At 72.3% G+C, this 25,233-nt stretch carries 21 protein-coding genes; 9 read left to right on the forward strand and 12 right to left on the reverse strand.

The genetic code is table 11. The features are described from left to right. Positions 1 to 308: 308 nt before the first annotated feature. Positions 309 to 1,064: a DUF5131 family protein gene (locus OG276_RS16645; RefSeq protein ID WP_266906223.1), complete on the forward strand. Its 756-nt coding sequence runs from the start codon at positions 309 to 311 to the stop codon at positions 1,062 to 1,064. A gap of 107 nt (positions 1,065 to 1,171) precedes the next feature. Beyond that, positions 1,172 to 2,299, forward strand: a complete 1,128-nt coding sequence (locus OG276_RS16650; RefSeq protein WP_266906225.1) for a three-Cys-motif partner protein TcmP — start codon at positions 1,172 to 1,174, stop codon at positions 2,297 to 2,299. Positions 2,300 to 2,328: 29 nt separating this feature from the next. Here the strand turns inward: OG276_RS16650 and OG276_RS16655 are convergent, their stop codons facing one another. Further along, entirely contained in the window at positions 2,329 to 2,976 is a 648-nt protein-coding gene (locus OG276_RS16655) for a restriction endonuclease (RefSeq protein ID WP_266906227.1), read from the reverse strand. Positions 2,977 to 3,154: 178 nt separating this feature from the next. Continuing rightward, positions 3,155 to 3,700 carry a hypothetical protein gene (locus tag OG276_RS16660; protein WP_266906229.1) on the reverse strand — a complete coding sequence of 182 codons (546 nt, stop codon included), beginning with the start codon at positions 3,698 to 3,700 and terminating at the stop codon, positions 3,155 to 3,157. A gap of 457 nt (positions 3,701 to 4,157) precedes the next feature. Here OG276_RS16660 and OG276_RS16665 point away from each other — a divergent pair, with 457 nt between their 5' ends. Then, complete coding sequence (locus OG276_RS16665) at positions 4,158 to 5,666, forward strand: SulP family inorganic anion transporter (protein ID WP_266906231.1); 1,509 nt, start codon at positions 4,158 to 4,160, stop codon at positions 5,664 to 5,666. 9 nt (positions 5,667 to 5,675) lie between these two features. On the opposite strand, the gene OG276_RS16670 is transcribed toward OG276_RS16665, so the two are convergent. The 6 genes from OG276_RS16670 to OG276_RS16695 all read right to left on the reverse strand — a co-directional run bounded on the left by OG276_RS16670 (position 5,676) and on the right by OG276_RS16695 (position 11,978). After that, positions 5,676 to 6,158 (reverse strand): SRPBCC domain-containing protein, encoded by a 483-nt coding sequence (locus OG276_RS16670; protein ID WP_266906233.1) that lies wholly within the window; start codon positions 6,156 to 6,158, stop codon positions 5,676 to 5,678. 84 nt (positions 6,159 to 6,242) lie between these two features. After that, on the reverse strand, positions 6,243 to 7,772 hold the full coding sequence (locus OG276_RS16675) for a flotillin family protein (protein ID WP_266906235.1): 1,530 nt from the start codon (positions 7,770 to 7,772) through the stop codon (positions 6,243 to 6,245). Between the two features lie 130 nt (positions 7,773 to 7,902). Further along, positions 7,903 to 8,412 (reverse strand): hypothetical protein, encoded by a 510-nt coding sequence (locus OG276_RS16680; protein WP_266906237.1) that lies wholly within the window; start codon positions 8,410 to 8,412, stop codon positions 7,903 to 7,905. A 157-nt stretch (positions 8,413 to 8,569) separates the two neighbouring features. Further along, the gene (locus tag OG276_RS16685) at positions 8,570 to 9,622 is read right to left on the reverse strand and encodes a CdaR family transcriptional regulator (RefSeq protein WP_266906239.1); all 1,053 of its coding nucleotides are present in this window, start codon (positions 9,620 to 9,622) and stop codon (positions 8,570 to 8,572) included. Between the two features lie 73 nt (positions 9,623 to 9,695). Next, a complete protein-coding gene (locus tag OG276_RS16690; RefSeq protein WP_266912878.1) occupies positions 9,696 to 10,229 on the reverse strand; it encodes a DM13 domain-containing protein in 534 nt (177 codons plus the stop codon). Between the two features lie 264 nt (positions 10,230 to 10,493). Beyond that, positions 10,494 to 11,978, reverse strand: a complete 1,485-nt coding sequence (locus OG276_RS16695; protein WP_266906241.1) for a vanadium-dependent haloperoxidase — start codon at positions 11,976 to 11,978, stop codon at positions 10,494 to 10,496. A gap of 286 nt (positions 11,979 to 12,264) precedes the next feature. Between OG276_RS16695 and OG276_RS16700 the strand changes: the two genes are divergently transcribed. The 3 genes from OG276_RS16700 to OG276_RS16710 are packed head-to-tail and all read left to right on the forward strand — an operon-like array spanning position 12,265 to position 14,566. After that, complete coding sequence (locus OG276_RS16700; RefSeq protein ID WP_266906243.1) at positions 12,265 to 12,888, forward strand: metal ABC transporter ATP-binding protein; 624 nt, start codon at positions 12,265 to 12,267, stop codon at positions 12,886 to 12,888. Then, complete coding sequence (locus tag OG276_RS16705) at positions 12,885 to 13,775, forward strand: metal ABC transporter permease (RefSeq protein ID WP_266906245.1); 891 nt, start codon at positions 12,885 to 12,887, stop codon at positions 13,773 to 13,775. Before OG276_RS16700 ends, OG276_RS16705 begins: the two co-directional genes overlap by 4 nt. Continuing rightward, complete coding sequence (locus OG276_RS16710; RefSeq protein ID WP_266906247.1) at positions 13,730 to 14,566, forward strand: ABC transporter substrate-binding protein; 837 nt, start codon at positions 13,730 to 13,732, stop codon at positions 14,564 to 14,566. The genes OG276_RS16705 and OG276_RS16710 overlap by 46 nt, the downstream gene beginning before the upstream one ends. A 91-nt stretch (positions 14,567 to 14,657) precedes the next feature. Here the strand turns inward: OG276_RS16710 and OG276_RS16715 are convergent, their stop codons facing one another. Beyond that, positions 14,658 to 16,448 carry a class I adenylate-forming enzyme family protein gene (locus OG276_RS16715; protein WP_266906249.1) on the reverse strand — a complete coding sequence of 597 codons (1,791 nt, stop codon included), beginning with the start codon at positions 16,446 to 16,448 and terminating at the stop codon, positions 14,658 to 14,660. Next, positions 16,445 to 18,388: a CoA transferase gene (locus OG276_RS16720; RefSeq protein ID WP_266906251.1), complete on the reverse strand. Its 1,944-nt coding sequence runs from the start codon at positions 18,386 to 18,388 to the stop codon at positions 16,445 to 16,447. The genes OG276_RS16715 and OG276_RS16720 overlap by 4 nt, the downstream gene beginning before the upstream one ends. A 244-nt stretch (positions 18,389 to 18,632) precedes the next feature. On the opposite strand from OG276_RS16720, the gene OG276_RS16725 reads away from it, so the two are divergent. Next, positions 18,633 to 19,757, forward strand: coding sequence for an acyl-CoA dehydrogenase family protein (locus tag OG276_RS16725; protein WP_266906253.1), 1,125 nt, complete (start codon positions 18,633 to 18,635; stop codon positions 19,755 to 19,757). Between the two features lie 574 nt (positions 19,758 to 20,331). Here the strand turns inward: OG276_RS16725 and OG276_RS16730 are convergent. Together OG276_RS16730 and OG276_RS16735 are read right to left on the reverse strand one after the other, a co-directional pair. Continuing rightward, complete coding sequence (locus OG276_RS16730; protein ID WP_323182338.1) at positions 20,332 to 21,096, reverse strand: hypothetical protein; 765 nt, start codon at positions 21,094 to 21,096, stop codon at positions 20,332 to 20,334. A gap of 971 nt (positions 21,097 to 22,067) precedes the next feature. Further along, entirely contained in the window at positions 22,068 to 23,213 is a 1,146-nt protein-coding gene (locus OG276_RS16735; RefSeq protein WP_323182339.1) for an MFS transporter, read from the reverse strand. A 268-nt stretch (positions 23,214 to 23,481) separates the two neighbouring features. Between OG276_RS16735 and OG276_RS16740 the strand changes: the two genes are divergently transcribed. Together OG276_RS16740 and OG276_RS16745 are read left to right on the forward strand one after the other, a co-directional pair. Continuing rightward, the gene (locus OG276_RS16740) at positions 23,482 to 24,276 is read left to right on the forward strand and encodes a hypothetical protein (RefSeq protein WP_266906255.1); all 795 of its coding nucleotides are present in this window, start codon (positions 23,482 to 23,484) and stop codon (positions 24,274 to 24,276) included. Between the two features lie 264 nt (positions 24,277 to 24,540). Next, positions 24,541 to 25,179 (forward strand): sigma-70 family RNA polymerase sigma factor, encoded by a 639-nt coding sequence (locus OG276_RS16745; protein ID WP_266906257.1) that lies wholly within the window; start codon positions 24,541 to 24,543, stop codon positions 25,177 to 25,179. The last annotated feature ends 54 nt before the right edge of the window (positions 25,180 to 25,233 follow it).

Raw genomic sequence — 25,233 nt, forward strand, 5'->3', positions numbered from 1 at the left:
CCCGCGACCGGGAGCCCTCAACCGAAATCCGCAGCAACTATCGCGCGACCATGTTCTCGTAGGCGGCTCGGGCGCTCCACGGTTTACGTGCCCCGACGATGCCGGGTCGACCGCACAACGACGGTCCGCGACTGCGACGTCCCGAAATCGATCGTGGCCCCTGATCCCCTATGCGGGACGAAGGTCCGCCGTGAATGATGGGGCGGGCCGCGTGCCAGGTTGGCATGCCGCTCGTTACGCAGGTCAGCCGAAGCGCACGTAGAGCGCGCCCTTGTGCCGCATGTCGCTTCATTGCAGGGAGGGCACGCATGAGTGATCGCAGTTCCATCGAGTGGACCGAAGCCACGTGGAATCCGACAACAGGCTGCGACCGGATAACCCCTGGGTGCGACAACTGTTACGCCCTGACGTTATCCCGGCGGCTGAAGTCCATGGGCGCAGCCAAGTACCAGAATGACGGGGATCCTCGCACGTCAGGACCAGGATTTGGCCTCACGCTCCACCCGGACGCCCTCGATGTTCCGTTGCAGTGGAGAGCCCCGCGCATGGTCTTCGTGAACTCGATGAGCGATCTGTTCCATGCTCGGGTTCCGTTGGACTTCGTGAAGCAAGTCTTCCAAGTCATCGCGGAAACACCCCAGCACACCTATCAGTTGCTGACCAAGCGCGCCCTCCGACTGCGTCGAGTGGCCGATCAGCTCGACTGGCCGGCCAACCTATGGATGGGCGTGTCAGTGGAGAGCGCGGACCAGCTTGATCGCGTCGATGACCTACGGGAAGTGCCGGCAGCCGTCCGCTTCCTTTCCTGCGAGCCGCTGCTCGGACCCCTCACCGGACTGGATCTCGACGGGATCGGGTGGGTGATCGCAGGAGGGGAGTCCGGCCCGAACCACCGTCCGATCGACGAGGAATGGGTCATCGAGATCCGCGACCTCTGCAACGAGGCCAGTGTCCCGTTCTTCTTCAAGCAGTGGGGAGGCCGGACACCCAAGGCCGGCGGACGCGAGCTCGAAGGCCAGATCTGGAGTGAGATGCCGGACCGTATTCCCGCGATCGCTTCCTGAGCAGCGATAACCGGCCAATGCCGTTCGACCACCTGACGCTGCCCAGCACACCGTGTGATCCTCTGCCCTGAATCGCGTAACCAGAGGGCACCGGGGGGAGAGCGGACATGGTGGTTCCCAAGGACGTGTGGTGGGACAGGGACCCGCACACGGCGGCGAAGCACGACCTCCTGAGGAAGTACTTACAGCCCTGGGCTCCCATCCTGCTGTCGCGCTACGACAGCATCGCCTACGCGGAGGGGTTCTCCGGCCCGGGCGTGTATTCCGAGGGGGAGCCTGGTTCGCCGATCGTCGCCTTCAACGTGTTCGCCGGCGTACTCGAACACCGGCCCAAGCACATCCGGATGGTGCTCGTCGAGGGCGACAAGCGCCGGGAATCCGAACTGCGGACCCAGATCGGTAAGGCACGTGCTGAGCACTCCGGCGATGTCAATCGGCGTATCAGCGTCAGCACGCATCACGGGGAATGCCATCCCACTCTGCTAGAGCAGCTGCGTGCGCAGGGATGCCTGGGCAGCCCTCTGTTCGTTCTCCTCGACAGCTACGGCGGACCCGACATCCCGTTCACGCTCCTGCAGGAGCTGGCCAGGTACCGCAGCACAGAGGTCATGGTTACCTTCGCCCCGTCGTTCCTCACCCGGTTCGCCGGGAAGGACGAAAGGCACAGGAGCGCCGGAGACGCGGCCTTCGGCGGCACACAATGGCAAGGAGTGTTCCAGCAGCACCCGGGTCAGAAGTTCGCGTTCCTTCGGGACCAGTACAGCGACACGCTTCGCCGGGCAGGGTTCTCCCACACACTCGCCTTCGAAATGGTCGATGAGAAGGGCCACGTCCTCTACCTCATCTTCGGCACCCGCCACGAACTCGGCCTGGAGAAGATGAAGGAAGCCATGTGGAGCGTCGACCGCGACCACGGCGTCCGATACCGCGACCCCAAGGACACCCAGCAGCAGCAGCTCGCCCTGGAGCTGGAACCGAATACCGAGCCGTTGCGCAGGATCCTGCTGGAGCACGTCAGCAGGTCACCGGAAGGTATGACCGTTGCCGAGCTCAAGACCTACACCTTGCTGGAAACGGTGTACAAGCCTGGCCAGGTGACCAACTTGATCCGGCAGATGCGCGACGCCTCGGCGGTCACGACGACACCTCACCGCGTGACAACCGAGACACTCGTGCTGCCCTATGTGCCGCCGCCCGAGCAGCCCAAACCAGCTGACCAGCCGACACTGTTCTGAGGCCACGGGGTCGACAACCACCAACTCGGCTAACCGTACGTCTCCTTGCGGCGCGCGCGGTGCTGACGATCGCCTTGGCCCGAGCCGTTCACGTTGCTCAGGGACAGCACCGAGGTGCCGTTGTTCCATAGCCCCAAGTGGTCTCGGTGGATGGCGAGCACCCCGTTCTTCACCGCGGTGCGCACGGACGGGCCGCTGAAGTACGTCGTCGTCACGAAGATGGCGACGTCAGCGGCGAAATGCACCCGAGCGCCGAGCAGATCCCGGACCTCACGGCTCGGGATCGTGCGCTTCGGCGCGTACCGCTTGCACTGGATCACCATGCTCCGACCGTCCGGCAGCCGCCCTCGCACATCTGCCCCGTCGTCGTGCGAGCCTCCGACCCGCTTGAGCTCGGTGCAGCCATCGCGGCGGCACAGCTCCAGCACGAAGTCCTCGAACTCCCCACCGGTCATCGAGTCGACTTCCGCGAGCGTACGGTGGCCGGCCTTGACGGCCTCCTCGTGGCGCCACTGGCGGTCGCCTCTCCGGATTACCCGATCCGTTCGCCACAACCGCCAGCCGCCGGCCCCCGCCACGGTGGCACCAACGGCCCCGGCCGCGTACGGCCAGATCTCCGCCCAGAAGACCGCCAGCAGAACCACCCCGACGCCGCCGACGACCAGCGCCGCCCGCACCCTCGCCTCACGTCTCCGCCGGGCCGTCGAGCGACGACCTCCTCGTCCACCCACTTTGGCCTCCCCTCCTGCTCCCAGGAGTGTGGGCACCCTCACCGCCTACCCGTAAGAGCGCCCATTGGCCATCGCTTCGCAGACCAAGCCGGACGACCAGCATGTAGGCCCCGCAGGGCGGGCCTCAGTGAACAGCAACCGCCGCTTCGGCTGCGACGACGTCACGCAATGTGTCCCGCGGACTCTGGCATGGCGGGACGAGGAGGACGCCGTCGACCACCAGGGCCTTGGTCAGTAGATGGGCGTTGGGACCATCGGCACGCACGATCCGGAGCACCCGCTTCTCGGCGAAGCCTTGGAGTTCCGCTAGGGCGAGGATGCGGGAGAACTCCTGCGCGGTGCCGAAAGCATCCTGAGTACAGTCGACGCGGTCCAGAAACGCCACCATCAGCTTGCGGAATGCGCCGTCGTTTTCCTGACACGTCCGTCGGACGGCGTCGAGCTCCGCGCCTTCCGTGAAGGCCGTCCGTTCTCCCAGGTACTCCCTGGCCTCGATGGCTGACAGCCGGCTCGGGTCATAGAGCACCCTGACTTTGCCCTTCACCTCCCGGCACACCGCCGGGGCGGCGCCGGACGGCGTCCCCTGCTCGAAGACGGCACGCACGGGCTCGTTGGCAGGAGTCCCGCTCCTCGACAGCTCACACTCAGCCGTCACTGCAGCTTGCTTCATGCGAAGTCTCCTCTGGCGCGGTAAGAAACTGCCCGGTGCGCGCAGCCCCTGTCAGCCGCCATCACGCCGCGGGTGCGGCCCTCAGTTCGCCGACAACGCCAGAGCCACCCTCATGCCGTACACGTCGATCAGGTGCCCGAAGCTTGCGCGGCGGCCCCAGGCGCTGGGAGAAATCTGGGAGATGATCTTGCTTCAAGGGGGCTGCGAGACTCACTCAGACCACGGGACACCGATGCCCTGACCTGCGGAGATTCCAAATGCCCAGCGTCAGCGCCCGGCCGTACTTCGTTCGGGACGAAGAGGTCGTGGGTTCAAATCCCGCCACCCCGACTTCGTAAGACCAGGTCAAGGGCTTGATCCGCATCGCGGGTCAGGCCCTTCCTGTGTTTCCGGAGACTGTTCTCCGCGCACCCGTCTGTTGGTTCGGGTGTGCTCGCCGAACCTGAGGTCCGTGCTCTTGTCTGCCTTTTCTGCTTCCCTGTCCGCGCGGCTGCCCGGGCTTCGGCGGCCGCCGTCGTGGCTCTCGCCGAAGGTGCTGCGGACCGAGGTGCTCGGTGGGTTGGTGGTCGCGCTGGCGCTGATACCCGAGGCCATCTCGTTCTCCGTCATCGCCGGGGTGGATCCGGCGATCGGGCTGTTCTCCTCGTTCACGATGGCCGTGGTGATCTCGGTCGTCGGTGGGCGGCCCGCGATGATCTCCGCCGCCACCGGCGCCGTGGCGCTCGTGATCGCGCCGCTGAACCGGGAGCACGGGCTGGGGTACCTGGTTGCGGCCGTGATCCTCGCCGGGGTGTTCCAGATCGTGCTCGGGGCGCTCGGGGTGGCGAAGCTGATCCGGTTCGTGCCGCGGTCGGTGATGGTCGGCTTCGTCAACTCCCTCGCCATTCTTGTTTTCATGGCCCAGGTTCCCGAGCTGCGGGACGTGCCGTGGGCCGTGTACCCGCTGCTCGCCGGCGGGCTGACGCTGATGGTGTTCTTCCCGAAGGTCACCAAGGTGGTCCCGGCGCCGCTCGTGGCCATCGTCATCCTCACCTGCATCACGGTCGCCGCGGGGATCGCGGTGCCGACCGTCGGGGACAAGGGGGCGCTGCCGTCCTCGCTGCCCGTTCCCGGTCTGCCGGACGTGCCGTTCACGCTGGACACCCTGACGCTCGTCGCCCCGTACGCGCTGGCCATGGCGGTGGTCGGGCTGATGGAGTCGCTGATGACGGCCAAGTTGGTGGACGAGATCACCGACACGCGGTCGAGCAAGACGCGGGAGTCCGTGGGCCAGGGCGTCGCGAACATCGTCACCGGTTTCTTCGGCGGCATGGGCGGCTGCGCCATGATCGGGCAGACGATGATCAACGTGAAGGTGTCGGGTGCCCGGACTCGGCTGTCCACCTTCCTGGCCGGTGCGTTCCTGATGGTGCTGTGCATCGTGTTCGGGCCGGTGGTCTCCGAGATTCCGATGGCCGCGCTCGTCGCCGTCATGGTGATGGTCTGCTTCGCGACCTTCGACTGGCACTCGATCGCGCCGAAGACGCTGAAGCGCATGCCGGGCGGCGAGATCACCGTCATGGTGGTCACCGTTGTCTGCGTGGTCGCCACCCACAACCTGGCCGTGGGCGTCGTCGTCGGGTCGGTCACCGCGATGGTCGTCTTCGCCAAGCGGGTCGCACACCTCGTGAACGTCACCGCCGTCACCGACCCCGACGGGGGCATGGTGGTGTACTCGGTCACCGGCGCGCTGTTCTTCGCCTCGTCCAATGATCTGGTCGGGCACTTCGACTACGCGGGCGACCCCGGCCGGGTCGTCATCGACCTCTCCGGCGCGCACATCTGGGACGCGTCCTCCGTCGCGGCGCTCGACGCCGTCGAGGAGAGGTACCGCCGGCGCGGCAAGAGCGTCGAGATCACCGGGCTGAACGAGGACAGTGCCCGGATGCACGGAAAGCTCAGCGGCGAGTTGGCATCGGGGCACTGACGGGCCGCGTCAGCCCGCGGGCCGGCGCGCCCACGGGTCCGGGCCCGGGTCGCCGCCTTCGGCGCGGAGCGCGAGGCGGTCGACGTAGTGCTGCCAGAGCTCCGCGTGCGCCTCGCACGCCTCCGAGGTGGGCAGGCCGCTGTGGATCAGGTGGAGCAGGGTGCCCGCGGGGGTGGGTTCGAGGGTGATCTCCACCCGGGTGGAGCCGGCCGCCAGGGGTGTGCCCGCCTCCCAGCCCCAGGTGAAGACGAGCCGCTCCGGCGGGGTGAGCGTCAAGAAACGGCCGGACGCCACGTTCTCCCCGGTGACCCTGGTGCGGTACGAGCCTCCGGGCTCGAAGGAGAACGTACCGTCGGCGCCCATCCAGGACAGCCACTTCTCCCGGTCGGTGAGAAGGGCGAAGAGGGTTTCGGGGCGGGCCGCGATGCGGCGCTCCAGGGTGACGGTGTCCATCGGGGTCTCGGGGTCTGACGGGGTCGCGGGGGGCGTCATGAGGATCATTCTTCCGCCACCGGGCCGCCGCAGCCGTGAGGCCCGCTGCTCGGCAGCGGGCCTCACGGGCGTTTCAGCAGGGGGTCAGCCCGTGATCTCGATCTTCCCGTTGGAGGCGGCGGCCTCCGGTGTGGCGGAGTCCTTCGGGGCGCCCGCGGTGAGGCCCTTCAGGAGCTGGGCCAGGTCGACGCCGGTGGTGGAGCTGAGGAGCTCCATGCCCTGGGCGACGTTGTCGGTGACGGTACGGGAGAGCTTGCTCGCGCCGTCGGTGGAGATGACGGTCATCTTGTCGATGGCGGAGAGGGGTTCCGCGGCCTTGGCCACGACCTTCGGGAGTGCCTCGACCATCATCTGGATCATGGCCGCATCGCCGTACGTCTCGAAGGCCTCCGCCTTCTTCTGCATGGCCTCGGCCTCGGCCGATCCCTTGGCCAGGATGGCGGCGGCCTCGGCGTCGCCTTCCAGGCGCACGGCCTCGGCGATGGCGGCACGGCGGGCGCGCTCGGCCTCACCGCGCTTGGCGCCCTCGATGGCCTCGGCCTCGGCCAGGGCGGAGCGGCGCTGCTTCTCGCCCTCACCCGTGAGGCGGGCGCGCTCGGCCTCGCCCTGGGCGGCGGCGATGGCCGCGAGGCGTTCGGCCTCGGCCTGCTTGACGCGGGCCACGCGCTTGGCCTCCGCCTCCTGCTCGGCCTCGTAGCGGCGGGCGTCGGCGGGCTTGCGGACCTGGGTGTCGAGCTGGCGGTCGGTCAGGGCGGCCTGCCGCTCGGCGACCTTCTCCTGCTCCGCGAGGATCTGCTGCTGACGGTCGGCCTCGGCGAGCGGGCCGGCGGCGTTGGCCTGGGCGGCCGCCGCGTCGGTCTCGGCCTTGATCTCCGCCTGGCGCAGGTACAGGGTGCGCTCGGCGACCGCGATCTCCTCCTCGGCCTTCAGGCGTGCCTGCTCGGCGGCGCGGCGGGAGTTGGCCTCGGCGATGTCGGCTTCCTGCTTGGCGCGGGCGGCCTCGGGGCGGCCGAGGTCTTCGAGGTAGGAGCCCTCGGTGGTGATGTCCTGGATCTGGAAGGCGTCCAGGACCAGGCCCTGGCCGGACAGGCTGGCCTCCGCCTCCTCGGCGACCTGCCCCGCGAAGGCGGCACGGTCGCGGATGATGTCCTCCACCGACATGCGGCCGACGATGGCGCGCAGGGCGCCCGAGAGGACTTCCTGGGTGAAGCCGACGATGCCGTCCTGCTGCTGGAGGAAGCGCTGGGCGGCGGCCCGGATGGCGTCCTCGTTGCCGCCGACCTTGACGATCGCGACGCCTTCGAGGTTGGCCTTGATCCCGCGCAGGGTGACCGCGCCGCGTACGGCGACGGGGATGTGACGGCTGGAGAGGTCCAGGGTGTAGCGCTGCTGCACGAAGGGGACGACGAAGACTCCGCCGCCGACCACGACCTTCTGGCCGCTGTTGTCGGTGGATATCCGCCCGGTCTCCGGGTCGGTGGAGCTCTTGCCGCGCCGGCCGGTGATCAGGAACGCCTCACTGGGCCCGGCGACCTTGTAGCGCGTGACGACGACCAGGGCGAGCAGAACGAGGAGTACGACGACTCCCACGACCGCGATGACGACTGGGCTCATGACGGATCCCCCCTGCCTCCCCCGTGGGGGCAGATCGGTGATGGACTGATGGTGGACGGGGTGGTGATGGATGGGGTGGTGGATGGTGTGGTGGATGGGGTGACGTGCGCGGTGGAACGGGTCGGGTTCCTCAGTGTTCGACGGCGCGGACGCTGACGGAGGTCGACGACGGAGCCGCCGTCACCCACACCTCCGCGCCGCGGGCCAGCGGACCCTCGGCGGTGGCCGCGTACTTCACGGGCTGGCCGGCCAGGCGCAGGAGGACCTCGCCGTAGCCGGAGGCCGGGATCGAGGTGACCACGGTGCCGGTCGAACCGATGAGGGAGTCCTGGTGCGGGGCCGCCCCGTCGCCGTCCCGCATCAGGCTGCGGCTCAGGCGGTACGTCGCCCAGCCCGCGCAGGCTCCCGCGAGGGCGCCCGCGGCGGTCGCCGGGCCCGGCCCGAACCCCGTGGTCCCGAGCACGATCGCCCCGGTGAAGCCGAGCATCGACACGAAGCCCGCGAGCACCGGCAGGGACAGCCAGCCGTCGAACAGTGCGCTGAGCGCACCGTCGAAGAGGCCTTCCAGCACGCCGTCGAGGAGCAGGGAGAGGGCCAGCAGCGCGATGCCCGCAATGCCGAGACCAAGAAACAAGCCCATGGACGCTCCTCCCCGTCCGAGTGGCCTTTCCGCCGGACACCGGCATCGTGCCACTTGGGGAGTGCTCCGCGCATTGCCTGCCGTCGGCAATCTTTACGTCTCTTTGACGCACGGGGCTCAGGGACGCGGGCGGATCAGGAACGCACGGCGCCCCGGGTCACGCGTCGCTGCCCGGCCAGCCCAGCAGCCGGGCGCCGATCACCGCCGTCTGGAGCGTGTACCGGTTCAGCGGGTCGGCCGGGTCGGCCCGGGTGAGGGTGTGGATGCGTTCCAGCCGGTACGTCAGCGCGCGCACGCTGAGCGAGAGGCGCCGGGCCGCCTCGGTGGACACGCAGCCGCTGTCGAAGTACGCGGTGAGCGTGTCGAGGAGCGGCTGGGCGCCGCCGCGGGAGGTGCGCAGGGGGCCGAGGGTGCTCTCGACCAGATCGGCCATGGCCTGCCGGTCCCGGGTCAGCACCGGGAAGACGAGCAGGTCGCCCGCGTGCAGCACCGGTCCGTCCAGGTCCATCCGCCGGGCGAGGTCGAGTGCGTTCAGGGCCTCCTCGTAGGAGTGGACGACCCCGCCCGCGCCCGGGTGCGAACGGCCGATCCCGACCCGGCCGCCGTCGGTGGCGGCGTGCGCCCGCTTCGCGAAGTACTCCAGGACCTCGGGCTGGTCCCCCGGGGCCACACAGATCAGCCGGCCGTCCTTCGTGGTCAGCAGGATCTGCCGGCCCGGGAACCGGGCGAGGACCGCCGACTCGATCCCGCGTGCCATGGGGTAGCCGTCACCGTACGTCTCGGGGCCGGTGGCCACGGCGACGCCGTGCGACTGCGAGAGGCGCAGCCCGAAGCGCCCGGCACGTTCGGCCAGCCGGCCCAGGTCGCTGCCGCCGTAGAGGAGGTCGTCGATGAACTCCCGGCGCGCCGCCTCCTCCTGGCGGACGGCCTGGTGCTGGGCACGTTCGTAGCCCTCGACGAAGGCGTCCACCGCCTGCTCGACGGCCGCCAGGAGCGGACCGGGTGCGGGGAGGGGCCGTACGAGCTGCGCCGCGGCCAGGTGATCGCGGATCAGCGCGCGGAGCGGCAGCCCGGCCTCCGCCGCCCGCTCCCCCTCCCCACGTCGGGACTCCAGTTCCGCGCGGGTCAGGCGGCGGCCCGTGGCGCAGGCGTCGACGAGCAGGTCGGCGTACCCCGGGAGCCGGCTCGCCGGTGCTTGTGGTCCCGCCACGGTGTTCCCCCGATCCCGACGCGCCCGTGAGGCGTCCTTGGTACGGGGACAAGCGTGACATGGCGGCCTCCGCTCACGCGCGCGTGAGGGCCGCCGCACCGAAGGAGACGTCGAAGCGGTCGCACCAGATGGTGATGCTGCCGTAGTCGGACGGGTTCACGTCGGCCGGGATCGCGTAGTTCTGGTCGCCCTTGTTGCCCTTGAGCTTGCCCAGGCTGACGTACTTGCCGTCGTCGAACACCCGCCAGCCCGCCGTGCCCTCCTTCACCGGGGCGTCCGTCAGCCAGACGCGCAGATCGGGGCCGTTGCTGGTGTCGAGGTTCTCCAGGCGCAGGGTGTGGGAGCCGTCCGGGAGCCGGATCAGCTTCGCGGTGCCGGTGGTGGTGTGCTCGTGGCTGATCAGCGTGCCCTGGGCGAGGGTCTGCGGGGTCACGGGCGAGCGGGTGGGTTCGGGGGCGGCGGCTGTGGCTGTGGCGGTGGGGGCCGCCGCCGGGAGGGCCTCGTTGACGGTGGCGTCCTGCCAGAGCTTCCACGGCTGGAACCAGTACAGGCCGAGGCCCAGCAGGAGGGCCGCCGGGAGGGCGAGGACGGTCAGGAGCCTGCGCACGCCCCGCCTCCTCGCCGGATTCTGCCGCTGGTTCTGCGGCTGGCCCTGCGGCTCGTTCTGCGGCTGGTTCTGCGTCACTCGCCGGGTCCTTCCTCGCGTGCGGGCGTCCGACCGTCCGGCCGTCATCGACATTCAACGCGCGGGCGCGGGGCGGGACCAGGCCCGGCCGGATGACGAAAGGCTTACGTCATCCGGCCGGGTGGGGCCGTCCCTGTCAGGCCGGGCCCGTCAGGTCGGGCCCGCAGGTCGGCCGGTCAGGTTGGCTCAGAGCGTGCGGAGCTTCGTGGTGAAGACCTGGTTCGCGATCTTCTCGCCCAGGGCGAGGCCGTCCGTGGCGTCCCACGGGTAGTGGACGCCGAGCCAGATGCGGCTGTCGGCGTCCTCCTTGCCGGCCGCGCTGAAGCTGGTGAAGTGGCGGGTCTTGACCGGGGCCTGCGGTTCGTCGGTGGTGAGGTCGAAGGAGATGTTGTCGCTGCCGAAGTAGCGCTTCATGACCCCGGCCCAGGCGCCGCCGAAGGAGGCGTGGCCGGAGACGTACGCGGGGAAGCAGGGGCTGACGTTGACGCCCGTCGGGCTCTTCAGGAGCGGCTTCCACTGGGGGTCGAGGCCGCCCTCGCGGACCGCCGAGACGGGCCGCCACAGGTCGATGGGCGTGGCGAACTTGGCGTCGCGGACCGCGATCCCGGTGTCGGCCATGGCGAGGGAGACGAGGGCGAAGAGGCGGGCGTTCGCGTAGACCCCGAGGCTGCGGGCCTTGGCGACCTCGCGGGTGGCCTGGAGCATGTGGCCCGGCGGCTTGTAGGTGCCGTTGTTGTCGTTGGCCCAGAACCAGGCCGCGGCGAGCTGGTCCGGGGTCCGGTTGATCACCGGGGTGGCCGCCGTGGGCTTGTCGGCGCCGGCCGTGCGGACCGCCGCGACCTGCTGCTTGTACGCGTCGCTCGCCACCAGGGCCTCGTACGAGCCGTACTGGGTCAGGGTGGTGGGGCGGAACTGCGAGCCGGAGGCCAGCGAGAACGGCTTGACCTGGCCGTAGAACGGGCTGATCGCGTCGCTGTCCTCGTCACAGGAGGCGTCGGGCATGTCTGCGTAGCTCGTCGGCCGCCAGGCGCCCGGCTTGTTGTCCCCCACGTAGACCTGCGGATTGTCGGAGCCGTCGCCGGTGCGGGCGTCGGTCATCTGCTTGACCATCGCGCCGACCACGGAGATGTCCAGGAAGTCTCCGGCGGTGGGCTCGGTGCCGAAGCGCTCGCGGAAGCGTGCGTCGAGGTACTGGGTCTGGTCCGCGTAGCGGCTCTGCTTGTTGCCGTAGAGGCCGAGGAGGATGTTGTAGGCCGTCCGGCCGATGACGCGCTCCTCCTCGTCGGGGCCCTCGACCCAGCCCACGTAGTTCTCCGCCTTGATGTACGGCTCCGAGGTGATCTTGCCCTTCCACTTCAGCTGGTACGAGGACTCCGCGTCGTAGATCGCGGCGTTCATCATCGCGGCCGAGCGGGCCATCGGGACGGGCCCGCCGCCGACCCGGCGGAAGACGTTCTGCAGCACGTCGTTCCAGTAGTGCACCGGGTCGGCTATCGACTGCGCCGGCAGCGCGGCCTGGGCGGGCTGCGGGGCGGCGGCGAGAACGGTTCCGGTCGCGGCCAGGACGACGGCGGTCGCCAGGGCGCGGTGCCAGAGAGCGCTCCGTCGGGTGGCCCCGCGCAGGGTGGCGCCGCGCAGGGTGCGGCGAGGGGTGCGGACGTTCTCGGGCATGGCTGGACTCCCTTTGACCACAAGCATGTTGATCACCACGGGAGGTGGCGGCGCGAGCATGGCGCGGGGCGGGCCCGGGCGCTTGTAGAAAATGGAACGACCGTGCGGAATGGCCGGTCCCGCCCGGCTGGACGGCGTGAATCCGCTAGCGCACCCCTCTACCGGCCCGCCACCGGCCCCTCCGCCGACCCGCCGGCGGCAGATCGCCGATCGTCGGAACCGCGGGCCCCTTCCGGCCGACCAACTCCACGCGGAGAGACGACCGGTGACAGCGGAAGGGCGTGGAATGGGCGGGCTGGACGTGCGGATGGAGGGGGTGGGCTGCCGGCACGGGCGGGTCGAGGCCGTGACCGGCGTCGACCTGGAGATCGCCGCGGGCGAGCGCGTCGCACTGACCGGCACCAACGGATCGGGCAAGACCACCCTGCTGCGCGCCGTGCTCGGACTGCACCCGCAGGTCAGCGGGAAGATCCTGGTCGGCGGCCGCGCGGGCGACCCGGCCTGGCGGCGGCGGTCCTGCGCGTGGATCCCGCAGAAGCCCGCCGCCGGGCGCTTCCCGCTGCTGGGCGGCGAACTCCTCGCCAGCAGCGGCGACTTCCGCGCCGCGGGCGAGGCCGCCGACCGGCTGGGGGTGGGGCCGCTGACCGGGCGGCCGCTGCACACCCTGTCCGGCGGGCAGTTGCAGCGCATGTACCTGGCCCGGGCGATCGGCTGCGTGGCCGCGGGGGCCGGCGTACTGCTCGCCGACGAGCCGACCGCCGCCCTGGACTTCGCCGGACAGGACGAAGCCGCCGACGTCCTGGCCGCGCTGCCCGTGACGCTCGTCGTCGTCACGCACGACCGGGCGCTCGCGGAACGCTGCGACCGGGTCCTGGAGATGGCCGCGGGCCGGCTGCGGGAGGTCCGGTGAGCGCCACCCTCGCGGCCGCCTCCCTCGCGAGCGCCGACCTCGGCACCCTGCTGCAACTGGCCCCCGTGCAGCGGGCGGGCTTCGCCCTGCTGCTGGCCGCCGTGGGCCTGCCCGTGATCGGTGTGGTCATCGTCGGGCTGGACATCATGCCGGTGCGCTTCGCGATGATGCACGTCGCCCTGCTGGGCATCGCCGTCGGCCTGCTCGCGGGGCTGGACCCCATGCTGTGCGCACTCGTGGCCTGCGCGCTGGCCGGAGCCGGGGTCGCCCCGCTGGCCCGGACCCCGGACGGGCTGTCCGGGGCGATGGGGCTGCTGATGAGCCTGGCGATCGCCGCCGCGCTGCTGCTCCTCGCGGTCTCCGGGGTGAACGCCTCGGGCGCGTTCGCGCTGCTGTGGGGCTCGATCCTGTCCGTCGGCGGCGCCGATCTCGTGGTGCTCGGCGTGCTGGCCGTCCTCGTGCCCGGCCTGTTTTGGTGGCGGCGGCGCGAGGTGGCACTGCTGCTGTACGACCGTGAGCTCGCGCAGTGTTCGGGCGTGCCGGTGCGGGCGCTGACCACCGTCCTGCTGGTGCTCGTCGCGGTCGCGGTCGCCGGGGCCATCAAGCTCACCGGCGCCCTGCTGGTCGACGCCCTCACCCTGCTGCCCGCCCTGGCCGCGCGCCGGCTGGGCACCTCGCTGAAATCGATCACCGGGTGGGCGGTGGGCATCGGCGTCTTCGTGAACCTGACCGGCTTCCTCATCGCCCTCCGGCTGGACTGGCCCCCCGGGCCCGTCCTCGTCCTGACCGCGGGGGCGCTCGTCCTCGCGGTGCACCTCGTACCCGAACGGAGAATCCGCTCATGGCGCCGCGAACCCGCGTCCGCAGCACTTCCCTCCTCGCACTGAGCACGGCACTGGGCCTGGCACTGGCCCTGGTGACCGGCTGCGGTGACAGCGACACCGGCGACGGCGCTCGTGGTGGTGACACCGCCAAGGGAGGAAAGCCGACCGTCGTCGTGACGACCACCTGGGAGGGCGCCTTCGCCAAGGCCGCGGGCGCGCAGGACGTCAAGGTGATCGTGCCGCAGTCCGTGCACCATGCGCCGGACTACGACCCCAAGCCCTCCGACCTCGCCGCCGTCGCCGGGGCCGACTTCGTGCTGTACGCGCCGTTCGAGCCGTACGCCGCGAAGATCAAGGAGGCCGCCGGGTCGAAGGCGGAGCTGGTGGAGGTCGGCCTCGACAACGACGCCGACAAGGTCAAGGCCGAAGTCACCAGGCTGGGCGCGCTGTTCGGCACGCAGGCCGCCGCCGCGAAGTGGACGGCCGACTTCGACGCCGAGTACGGGCGGGTCGCGAAGGAGGTCCGGGCCGCCTGGCCCGGCGGGAAGAGCCCGTCGGTCGTGAGCCAGGTGTTCACCGGCTGGTCGGCGAAGCTGGCGGGCGCCACCACGGTGGGCACCTACGGCCCCGAGGCGGTGACCCCGGCGCAGCTCGCCGAGCTGTCGGCGAAGAAGCCGGCGCTGGTACTGGACAACGCGCACATGTCGACCGGGACCGTCCTGCCCGGCTCCGGCGCGCGACAGGTGACGATCGTCAACTACCCCGGGAACGACCTGGACTTGCTGCCGGTCTACCGGAACGCGGGGGCCGAACTGAGGAAGGCGATGGCCATGGTGGACGCTCCCGCCGAATAGGGAGAGGCCGGCGTAGGGAGAGACCGAGCAGAGCGGAGCCGAGCGGTTCCGTGCGGGCGGGGCGGTCCACCGGGGGCCGCCCCGCCGTCCGCTACGCGCCCACGCCGGCGGGTGCCGCGGCGGCCGGGGCTCCTGCGCCCGCCCCCGCACGGACCGGGATGGTCCGCCCGGTACGGGCACGGTCGGCCGGCTCGGGGCAAGCCGGGGCGGCCCCCCGCCCGGACGCTCCGTCCGCGAGGCGGGCCCGCAGCGCCGCCCGGTCGGGTTTGCCGGCCGGGGTGAGCGGGAGCTCTGCCAGCAGCAGCAGGTGCTCGGGGTGCTTGCGGCGCTCCAGGCCGCGGAGCGTGAGGTGCGCGGCGAGGGAGTCGAGGGTGGGGGGCTGCGCGCCGCGCGGGACGACGCAGGCGGCGAGGCGCTCGCCCATCACCTCGTCGGGGACCCCGACGCAGACGGCGTCGCGGACGAGGGGATCGCAGGAGAGCTCCCGTTCCACCTCGGCGGGGCTGATGTTGGCGCCGCCGCGGATGACGATGTCCTTGAGGCGGCCGACGACGTGCAGGACCCCGTCCCCGTCGATGAAGCCGAGGTCGCCGGTACGGACCCAGCCCTCGGGCGTGCGGTACCGGGCGTCCAGGTCGGGGGAGGCGACGTAGCACATGGGGGTCATGGGGCCCCGCGCGATGATCTCCCCGATCGAGCCGTCGGGGAGCCGCTCGTGCGTCTCGGTGTCGGTGATGCGGATGTCGGCGACCCGGGGGTCGGGGCGGCCGGCGGCGATGCCCGTGCCCTCGGATTCCGGGGCCGTGGCGCCCAGTCCGGTGTGGCAGTTGACCCCGTCGGCCGATCCGTAGAGGTTGACGACCGGGCAGCCGAAGGCGCGGCTCGCGGCGTCGGCCGTGGTCTCGTCGAGGGGGGCGCCGCCGAGGACGAGGGCGGTGGGGGCGGGGAGGGGCTGGGTGTCGCCGGGACCGGATGCCTCCGTCTCCAGACGGTCGAGCATCATGCGGATCATCGTGGGGACGCCGAGGACGTGCGTGGGCCGGTGCTCGCGCATCGCGGCGAGGGCCGCCTCCGGCGTGAAGTGGTCGAGGACGATCAGGGTTCCGCCGTGCCGGGCGAGGGTGACCGCCGTGCCGCTGGAGCCGAAGGCGGACGCGAGCGGTACGAGGAACAGGCAGCGCGGTGGCGTCCCGTCGGGCATCAGCGAGGCGAGGAAGTTGCCGCGGCCGCCGGCGAGGGCGTTGTGGGAGTACGCGATCATCTTCGGCTCCGCCTCCGAGCCCGAGGACACCAGGATGCGGGCGGCGCTGTCGGGGTGGGGCCGGGCGGGTACGAAGGCGGCCGGATCGGAGCGCAGCAGCTCCGTGAGCCGAATCGTTCCTTCAGGCTCCGTGCCGGCCGGTCCGCCGACCGCGACGACGTGGCGCAGCGCGGGCAGTTCGGGGACCAGGTCCCGCAGTTCGGCGGCGTGCCGGTGGCCCCGGTGCTCCACGGCGGCGATCACCGCGACGGCCTCGGCGCGGCGCAGCAGACTGCGGGCCTCCCGGCTGCCCCGGCCCACGGGGAAGGGCAGGGCCACCGCTCCGAGGGCGGCCAGGGCCAGGTCCGCGATGACCGCGTTGCGGCCGTTGGGGAGCTGGACGCCGACCACGTCGCCGGGCCGTACGCCGAGCTCCGCGAGGCCGGTGGCCAGACATCGCACCTTGCGGTCGAGCGCGGTGTAGCAGAGCTTGCCCTTGGCATCGATGACCGCGGTGTGGTGCAGATCCGCGATCTGGCGGGCCCGGAAGAGGCTGTAGAGGTCGAGGTCGGGACAGGTTCCGTCGACCGCCCACGAGCGGCGCAGGCCCACGGGCAGCAGATCGTGCAGTGCGACGGTCATACGAAGCTCCAGGGGTCGGGAACGGCGGGGGCACCGTGCGCGTCGCGGCTGATCGAGCCGGCGAAGCGCGGGTCTTCGGACAGGTCGGCAAGGTCGGTGGTGACCGCGGTCGCGGCGAGGCCGCGCGCCCGCAGCGCGCGCAGGGCGTCCTCGGTGGACAGCTCCGCGAGCCCGTGAGTGGCCGCCGCCGCGCGGGCGTCCGCGTCGGCCGGGGCGATCCAGCCGTCCGCGGTGCGCAGGGGCGTACGGAAACCCGCGGGCCGGCGGCCCCGCTCCCCGCGCCGGGTGCGGCGCAGGGCCGGGGCGGTGAGCAGGTCGGCGGCGCCGAGCAGCGAGGAGTCCACGCGGACCCCGCGTCCGGTGCGCTCGCGCAGCAGCAGCCCGGCGAGGACGGCCTCGGCGCCGAGCAGCCCGCCCAGCACGTCGAGCAGGGTCATCAGGGAGGGCGCCGGCACCTCGCCCTCGGGGCGGGCGGCCTCGCCGACGCCGGTGCGGGCCTGGACCATGAAGTCCGTGCCCATCGGCGGATCGGCGATCCGTCCCGAGCCCCAGCCTCCGGTGTACGCGTACACGAGCGCGGGGTTCGCCGTCGCGAGGTCGGCGGAGTCCAGGCCCAGCTCGGCGGCCTTCCCCGGGGCCCAGTTGTGCAGGAACACATCGGCTCCGGCCGCCAGCGCGGCCAGCCGCAGCCGGTCGCCGGGCGACTTGATGTCGATCTCCACGGCGTGCTTGCCCCGGTTCAGGGCCAGCCAGCGGGCCGAGATCCCCGAACAGGAGGGCGGCATGCCGCGCAGCGGGTCACCGCCCGGCGGCTCGATCCGGATCACCTCGGCGCCGAGCAGCCCCAGCAGGTGGGTGGCGAGCGGCGCCTGGACGCGGCGGCCGGCCTCCAGGACGGTCATGCCCGCGAGGGGGCCCGGGGCGGCGGGCGCCGTACGGCCCGGGCGGGCACGGCCGCCCGGGAGGGGGCCCGGGGCGGCGTGCGCCGCCTGCGGGCGGGCATGGCCGCCCGGGCCGTACGGGGCCAGGGCCCAGGGGGCGGCTCCGTCGTCCTCGGCGGCCCGCTCGGCCAGGCTCCGCAGCCGGCAGACCTCGGCTCCCGAGGCGGCCGCCGCGTCGCGGATCCGCTGCCAGGGGTGGGCCCGGGTGGTGGCGTGCAGTGCTTCGGGGAAGGGCGCGCACGCGGTGGCGTACCGGAACTGGAAGGGCCGCCACCCGGCCCGTACCGCGTCGGAGGGGGCCTGCAGAGCCCGCCAGAACGCGGCCCAGGCACCCGGATCCAGGGTCTCCAGCTCGAAGAGCGTGCCGTCGGCCGCGGTGAAGGGCGGCCCGCCGGGCGCGAGTTCGGCGGCTTCGCCGTCATCGGCGCCGCTCGCGGCGAGGTACTGGGACACGACGAGCAGCCCGGCCCGGTCCACGTACGTGTGCGGCTGCGCGGCGCCGCCCTCGCACCCCCTGGCCCGGCCCAGCAGGGCGGCGAGCAGCCCCTGCGTGGTGAGGACGGCCGCCGCGGCGGTGGCGTAGTCGACGGCGAGCCCCCGCGGCAGGCCGTCGCGGCGGCCGTGGACCGCCATGATGCCGGTCGCGGCTTGGGCGGTGGCCTCGTCGGTGACGCCCGCCAGGGCCGCTTCGGGCGACGCCCAGGCGAGGGTGGCGGCCGCCCGGGCGGGGAGCGCGGACGCGGGGACGGATGCGCGGCCCTGGGGGTCCGCGAAGGGATCCGCGAAGTCGTTCCCGAAGGCGTGCCCGAAGGCGGCGTCCGCCAAGGTGACGCGTGCCGTGCCGGTGTCATCCCCCGCGGCCGGGGCGGCATCCGTGGAGACGGCTCCCAGCATCCGCAGGTGCTCGGCCACGGGGCCGGCGAGCGCGGGCGGTCCCGAGGTGGTGAAGCGCAGCCCGTCGAGCGGCCGAGCGGTCTGGGTGACGGCGGGTGACGCCATGCCTCTCCTCTTCTCCCGGCCCGGCGATCGGCCGGCGCCGCAGCAGGTGGTCCCGTACGCGGGAACCAAGGGGCGGGCCCGCCCGACCAGTTCCACGGGAAGGCAGTCGGACTGCTGTTCCCACGGGTTCCCGGCGGGCTGGAGGAAAGTGGTGGAAAACCGAATGGCGAGGGCTGGAGGGAGTGGACCGGATACCCCGGGCGAACAGGCCCGGCCCGATGTGGACTTGAGGACCCGGGCGCGGGTGGCCGAGTTCGTGCGGGAGCGGGTGATGCCCCGCGAGCCCGTCCTCGACGCGGGCGGCCCCGCCGCGGCGGCGGCCCTGCGGGAGCTCCAGGCCGGCGCGAAGGAGGCGGGCCTGTGGGCGCTGCCGCTTCCCGAGGAACTCGGCGGCCAGGGGATGGACTTGGCGCGCTACGCGCTATTGGCCGAAGTCGAGGGGGCCAGCGACCACGGACCTGCCGCGCTGGGGTCGGCGCCGCTGCTGGACGCGACGATGCTGTGGCGGCACGGCGGCGAGCGGGTCCGCGCGCTGTACCCGCGGCGGCTGACGTCCGGCGAGCTGCGCGCCTGCTACGCCATGACCGACCCGGAGACACCCGGCACCGACCCGTACCTGACCGCCACGCGCGCGGTGGAACAGCCGGACGGCAGCTGGACCGTCACCGGCCGCAAGTGGTTCACCTCGTACGCCGCCGAGGCCGATCTGGTCACCGTCCTGGCCCGCACCGACGGGCAGCCGGGAGACCGTACGGGGCTGTCGCTGCTCGTCGTCCCGACCTCGGCGCCGGGCTTCCGGGTGGTACGGGAGCTGCCGGTGCTGGGCGCGTCCGGCCAGTGGGAGATCGAGTTCGACCGGGTGCGCGTGGACGCCGACCACCTGCTCGGCGAACGCGGAGGGGCCCTCGCCATCGCCGGGGAACGGCTCCAACTGGGCCGCACCCTGCGCTGCCTGCGCTGGCTCGGCCAGGCGCAGCGCGCGTTCGACCTCATGTGTGAGCGCGTGAACTCCCGTACCGGCTCGCGCGGTCCGCTCGGAGGCCACCAGCTGGTGCAGAGCCACGTCTTCGAGTCGCTCCTGACGCTACGCACCACCCGGCCGCTCGTCCACGAGGCCGTGGCCCGGATCAGCGCCGGACGGGACGCGCACGTGGAGGTGGGCCTGGCCAAGGTCGCCGCGGCCCGCATGCTCCAGCAGGTGACCGACGCGGCCATCCAGATCCACGGCGCGGCCGGCCTCGGCCCCGACACCCCCTTGCCCGCCCTCTACCGCTCGGGCCGCACGGCCCGAATCCTGGACGGCCCGGACGAACTGCACATCACGGGGGTGGCGCGGAGGGTGTTGGGGGGTAGGGAGCATGGGGGGTAGGGAGCCTGTGCTGCGGGTTGGGCGGTGGCTGCGTGGGTGCCGGGCGGCGTCCCGGCAGTCGAGCGTCCTTCCGTGGTGGGACGGTCCGTCAAGGGCGCTCCCTGCGGTCGCGTCGCTGCGCGATGGCCTTCGGCCACCCTTGACGGACCGTCCCACCACGGAAAAACACAAGACTTCCGGGATCCCCCCGGGGAATGGCCGGGGGGGAAGTGACCGAGGGGCGGCCTGGTCTGAGTTGCGCAGCCCCCTTCGGCCGATGGGCATCCGAATAAGGCTCCGGCAGGACAGTGACCTCAGCCGGTACGGACGCGCGGGGCGATCAGAGCATCCAGGGCCGGGCGTCTGGACACCCTTCCCGTGACCGTCGACCGCCACCCAGAGCGAGAGGTGGATGAGGAGGGCCTCAGGGCCGGTGGGCGCGACAGATCGCTACGTACTCTCGCTCGGCTTAGCGACTAACGACCGGCCGTGGCTGGACATAAGCCGCACGCGACCGGTTCCCCTCCCACTCGGCTTAGCGACTGCGGCGAGTGGGAGGAACGACGGACCGTGCGGGGTAGAGGAATGGGCGGGGTCAGATGGTGTGGAGGTCGGCCATCCCGGTCAGTGCGGCTAGTCCTAGTGCCAAGAAGAAGTCGCCCCAGACCAGTTCGTGGTGGACGGCGAGTCCCTTGTCCGCGTCGTAGCAGCCGTTCAGCAGTCGGCCCCGGGAGAGGTGGTGGTCGACCAGGTGCTCCAGGATCTCCGTCGCGCGGTGCGCGTACTGCGCGGATCGAGGGCCGGGCAGTAGGGACAGTTTCAGGAGTGCGACAGCCGTGATGGCTGCGGCTGAGGTGTCCGCAGGGCCGTCCGGGCGGGCCGCGTCAGCGGGCGGTACGAGGGGGGTCCCCGGGCCTGCCCATGCGGCGGCAAGGCGTTCCGCCAGTGCCCGCGGGTGCCCTGGCAGGTGCTCGGCGACGGTGGGGCGGTGTAGTACGTCGGCCAGCGCGAGCAGCAGCCAGGCCGGTCCTCGGCTCCACCCCGGCGCCGGCTCCGCGCATGCCAGCCAGCCGCTCTCCGCCTCGTAGGACCAGGCCGGTACGAGGGCGCGGCGGACCTCCGCCCCGGAGTCCCGGAGGCACAAGGTCAGGTGGCGCTGAAGGTGCGAGGCCGCGGCCTCGGGGCCGACGGTGGCGAGCAGGGGGATCGTGCCCGGCAGGCCGTCCACCCGGGCCAGCAGTCGGGGACCTCCGAACGCCGATCCCCAGGGCAGCAGCCCGAGTTCCTCGTCCATCGCAGCCAGGCAGACGCCGGCCGCCCTCGCCCGCAGCTCCTGCGCCCCGGAATCCTCGACAGCCAAGGCAGTCCCGTACCAAAGAATCAGCCCGCGCGTGGAGGTGTCGGCATCCACCCACCCGGCCAGCCGCGCGGTACAGGCGGAGGCAACGGCCCGGTCGCCTTCGGCACCCGTATGGCGAGCCCTCAGCCACAACAACCCGGCCCAGAAGCCACCGGCCCAGGACCCCCGTCCGGTCGTCGTCCACTCCCCCGTGTCCGGATCCGCATACAGCGGAAACCGCCCCCCATCGACACCGTCCGCCGTGACGGCCACCTGCTCCAACACCTCCGCCAACGCCCGCCCCGCCCACTCACCCACCACCCGCACACCCACCACCGGCACACCCACCATCCGCACGTCCCCCATCCCCACGTCCCTCATCCCCACGTCACCCATCCCCACGTCACCCACCCCCACGTCACCCGTCCCCACGTCACCCGTCCCCACGTCACCCATCCGTCACCGGCCACTTCCTCCCCCCGCTCACGCCAGATACCGCCCTCCCGGCCACAGCCGGTCGCCAGCCGCTAAGCCGAGCGAGAGTACGTAGCGATCTGTCGCGCCCACCGGCCCTGAGGGGCTTGTGAGCGTCCTTGCGCTCGGGGTGGCGGTCGACGGTCACGGGAAGGGTGTCCAGACGCCCGGCCCTGGATGCTCTGATCGCCCCGCGCGTCCGTACCGGCTGAGGTCACGGTCCTGCCGGAGCCCTATCCGGATGCCCACCGACCAAAGGGGGCTGCGCATCTCAGACGAGGCCGCCCCTCGGTCACTTCCCCCCGGCCATTCCCCGGGGGGATCCCGGAAGTCTTGTGGCGTTTCGGTGTGGGTCGGTCGGTCAAGGGTGGCCGAAGGCCATCGCGAAGCGACGCGACCAAAGGGAGCGCCCTTGAGGGACCGGCCCACACCGAAAGGACACTGGACTGCCGGGACGCCCCCCGGAACCGTCAACGCCCCCGCCCCACTTGCTCCCGCCCCCACCCCTAACCCCACCCCTACCCCCGCCCCCGCACCGCCCAAGCCACCCCCACCCCACAAGCCACACCGAACTCCGCCGCCACCACCATCCACCCCGTCCCGTAATGCCCGGAGTTCGCGAAGGGCCCGAAAAGGAGGGGGCCGACGGTGAAGCCCGTGAAGAAGCCGGCGGCGACCAAGGCGGAGTCCTGGCCGGTCCGGCCGGGGGCGGAGCGCTGCATCACCAGGACCATCGAGACGGCGTTGGCCGATACCGCGAACACCCCTACGGCCACCGCCGCCACCCACACCAGCGGACCCGCGCTCGGCGCCACGACCAGCAGGACGGCCGCCCCGACCGCGCCGGCTGCGAGGCCTCCCGGCAGCCATTCCGCGCGCCCCGGGCGGGCCGCCTTCGACCAGCCGACCCGCCCGGCGATGCCCGCGACGCCGAGCACCGCGACCAGCGCGCCCGCCGCCGTGGGGCCCATGCCGAGGTGTTGTGCGCCGAAGAGGGCCACGTACGTGTTGACCGAGGCGATCCCGCAGCCCAGGAACAGCGAAAACACCGCCAGCCAGGCGATGTCGCCCCGCGGGACGAGCGAGCCGCGGGGTCCGGCCGGGGCCGCCCGCTGGTCGGCGGGCAGGGCGCGCAGCGCCCACAGCGCCGCCAGCGCGGCGGTGGCGGCGGCCGTCCACACCGCCCCGCGCCAGCCGATCCCGCCGGCCAGTGCCGTGAGCGGCAGCCCGGCGGCGAAGGCGCCCAGCTGGACGCCCGACTGCTTCATGCCGGTCACCGGCCCGCGACGGCCGGGAGGCACGGCGGCGAGGATCGCCTTGTTGGTCGCAGGATTGGCCAGGGCCTGGGGCAGTCCCCCCAGCCCGACGGCTGCGAGCAGGAACCAGGGGCCGGGCGCGGCGCCGATCAGCGCGAGCGCCGCCGCGGACACCGTCAGCAGGAGCACGAGGGAACGGCGCGGCCCGATCCGGTCCACCAGCCTGCCGCCGAGCGGCGACAGCACGGCCGCCGTACCGAAGCCGACCGTGGTGGTCCAGCCGAGCAGGGAGGGCGAGACCCCCAACTCCTGCACCAGACGCGGACCGAGCGCACCGAGCAGGAACAGCTGGAGCATCGAGAAGGCCATGGCGCCGGTAAGCAGAGCCGTCAGTCCACCCGTCGGCACACCCACCCCACCACCCGCCGGTCCCGCGGCCGCTCCGGACGTCTTCACCGCCCCATTCCGGTCAGCCACCGCTCGCCCACCCCGTTCCCGCCACTCGCCCTCAGTACCCGGCCATCACTTCAGGAACAGGAGTCGGACCAGCGAACACCCCAGTTCCCAGCGGCCGTTGTGGCGCACGCCACAGAACGGAAGCAGTCGTTTTCCGGACGATGAGAAAACCTGATGCCCTCTGTCGCCCCCTCCCGGCCGGTGCAACGATGGCCCAGCCATGACACCGGGTCGATGTTGCCGAGCCGTACGGGCCGCGATGTTCGCGGCCACCTGCGTGCTGCTCTCGTCCCTCGGGCACATCCTCATGTCGGAAACCTCCGTCCCCTGGTGGGCGATGGCCGCGGCCTTCGCCGCCACCTCGGCGACCGGCTGGTTCCTCGCCGGGCGGGAGCGCGGCCTCGCGGCCGTGGTCTCCGCGACCGTCGGCGTCCAGGCCGCCCTGCACGGAGGGTTCTCGCTGGCCCAGGCCGCGGCAGCGCGGCCACCGGAACCAGGCACCTCCTTAGGCTCCTTGGCTTCCCTGTCCTCCCTGTCCTCCCTGGCCCGCCGCTGGGCCCAGTACCTGCTCTGCGCACCCTCCGCACTCCGCCCGCAGGCGCCTGCGCCGCAGGGCACCGGCAGCGCCACCACACACGTCATGCACGGGACGCACGGCATGCACGCCATGCACGGGATGACCGACGCCTCCGCTTCGACCGTGGCGGCCCTGCCCATGCCGACCGCCCACGCCATGCCCTCCATGTCACCGGCGGGCATGCTCGCGGGCCACCTCCTGGCGGCCCTGATCTGCGGCCTGTGGCTCGCGTACGGGGAACGCGGCGCCTTCCGCGTCCTGCGCGCCGTCGCCGCCCGGTTCCTCGTACCGCTGCGCCTGATCTTCCGGCTCCCCGCGCCCGCACACCGGCCCCGTGTCCGCCTTGCGCGCAACCACCGGGTCCGGACGCCCCGCAGGCTGCTGCTCGCCGACGCCCTCACCTCACGGGGTCCACCTCACGGGATCGCTGTCGTCTGACAGCCGGCTCCCCGACGCGCCACGGGCCCAGCACAACCGCACCCCGTACCCGTACCGCGCCTCGGGCATCGGTCCTGCCGTCCGGCAGGCCGTACCACCCGTTCACCGGCCGCGCGATGCCCGCGCTCCGGGCTTGCGGTCACCGTGGCCACTTCGGCCACTCCTGTCACCGCTACCAGCCCTGTCGCCGCAGGCACGGCGCTGTCCTCACCGCTCGCGACGCGGCATCGAATCCGGCCGGATTCCCAAGAAGGACACCAGGCGATGACCGCTGCCCTGCTCACCCGCCCGAGCACCGCCCCCACGACGCTCCCCACCCCCACCCCCACCCGCCGTACGGCCGGTCCCGACGAGGCCGTCACCCTCCTCGCGCTGGCCGCCCGTGACGGCGATCCCGTCGCGGTGGACCAGTTCGTGCGCGCCCTGCACCACGACGTACGCCGCTACGTCGCCTACCTCAGCGCCGACCCGCAGTCCGCCGAGGACCTGACCCAGGAGACCTTCCTGCGCGCCCTCGGCAGCCTGCACCGCTTCGAGGGCCGTTCCTCCGCCCGTACCTGGCTGCTCTCCATCGCGCGGCGCACGGTGGTGGACAGCCTGCGCCACAAGGCGGCCCGCCCCAAGATCGCCGACAGAGACGACTGGCAGGCCGCGGCCGAGCAGAGCCAGCCCCGCGGCGTACCCGGCTTCGAGGACGGCGTCGCGCTCGCGGAGCTCCTGGCGGCGATCCCCGCCGAACGGCGCGAGGTCTTCGTCCTCACCCAGCTCATGGGCCTCCCGTACGCGGAGGCGGCGCTCATGCTCGGCTGCCCGATAGGCACCGTCCGCTCCCGCGTGGCCCGGGCCCGCTCGTCCCTGATCGACCTGCTGGAGGACACGGACGCCACCGCCACCGCCGCCTGACCCGGAACGCCCGAACGGGGGCCGGCCGCGCTCTCGCGGTCGGCCCCCGTGCCG

This window comes from Streptomyces sp. NBC_00086 (assembly GCF_026343255.1).
Classification (GTDB): domain Bacteria; phylum Actinomycetota; class Actinomycetes; order Streptomycetales; family Streptomycetaceae; genus Streptomyces.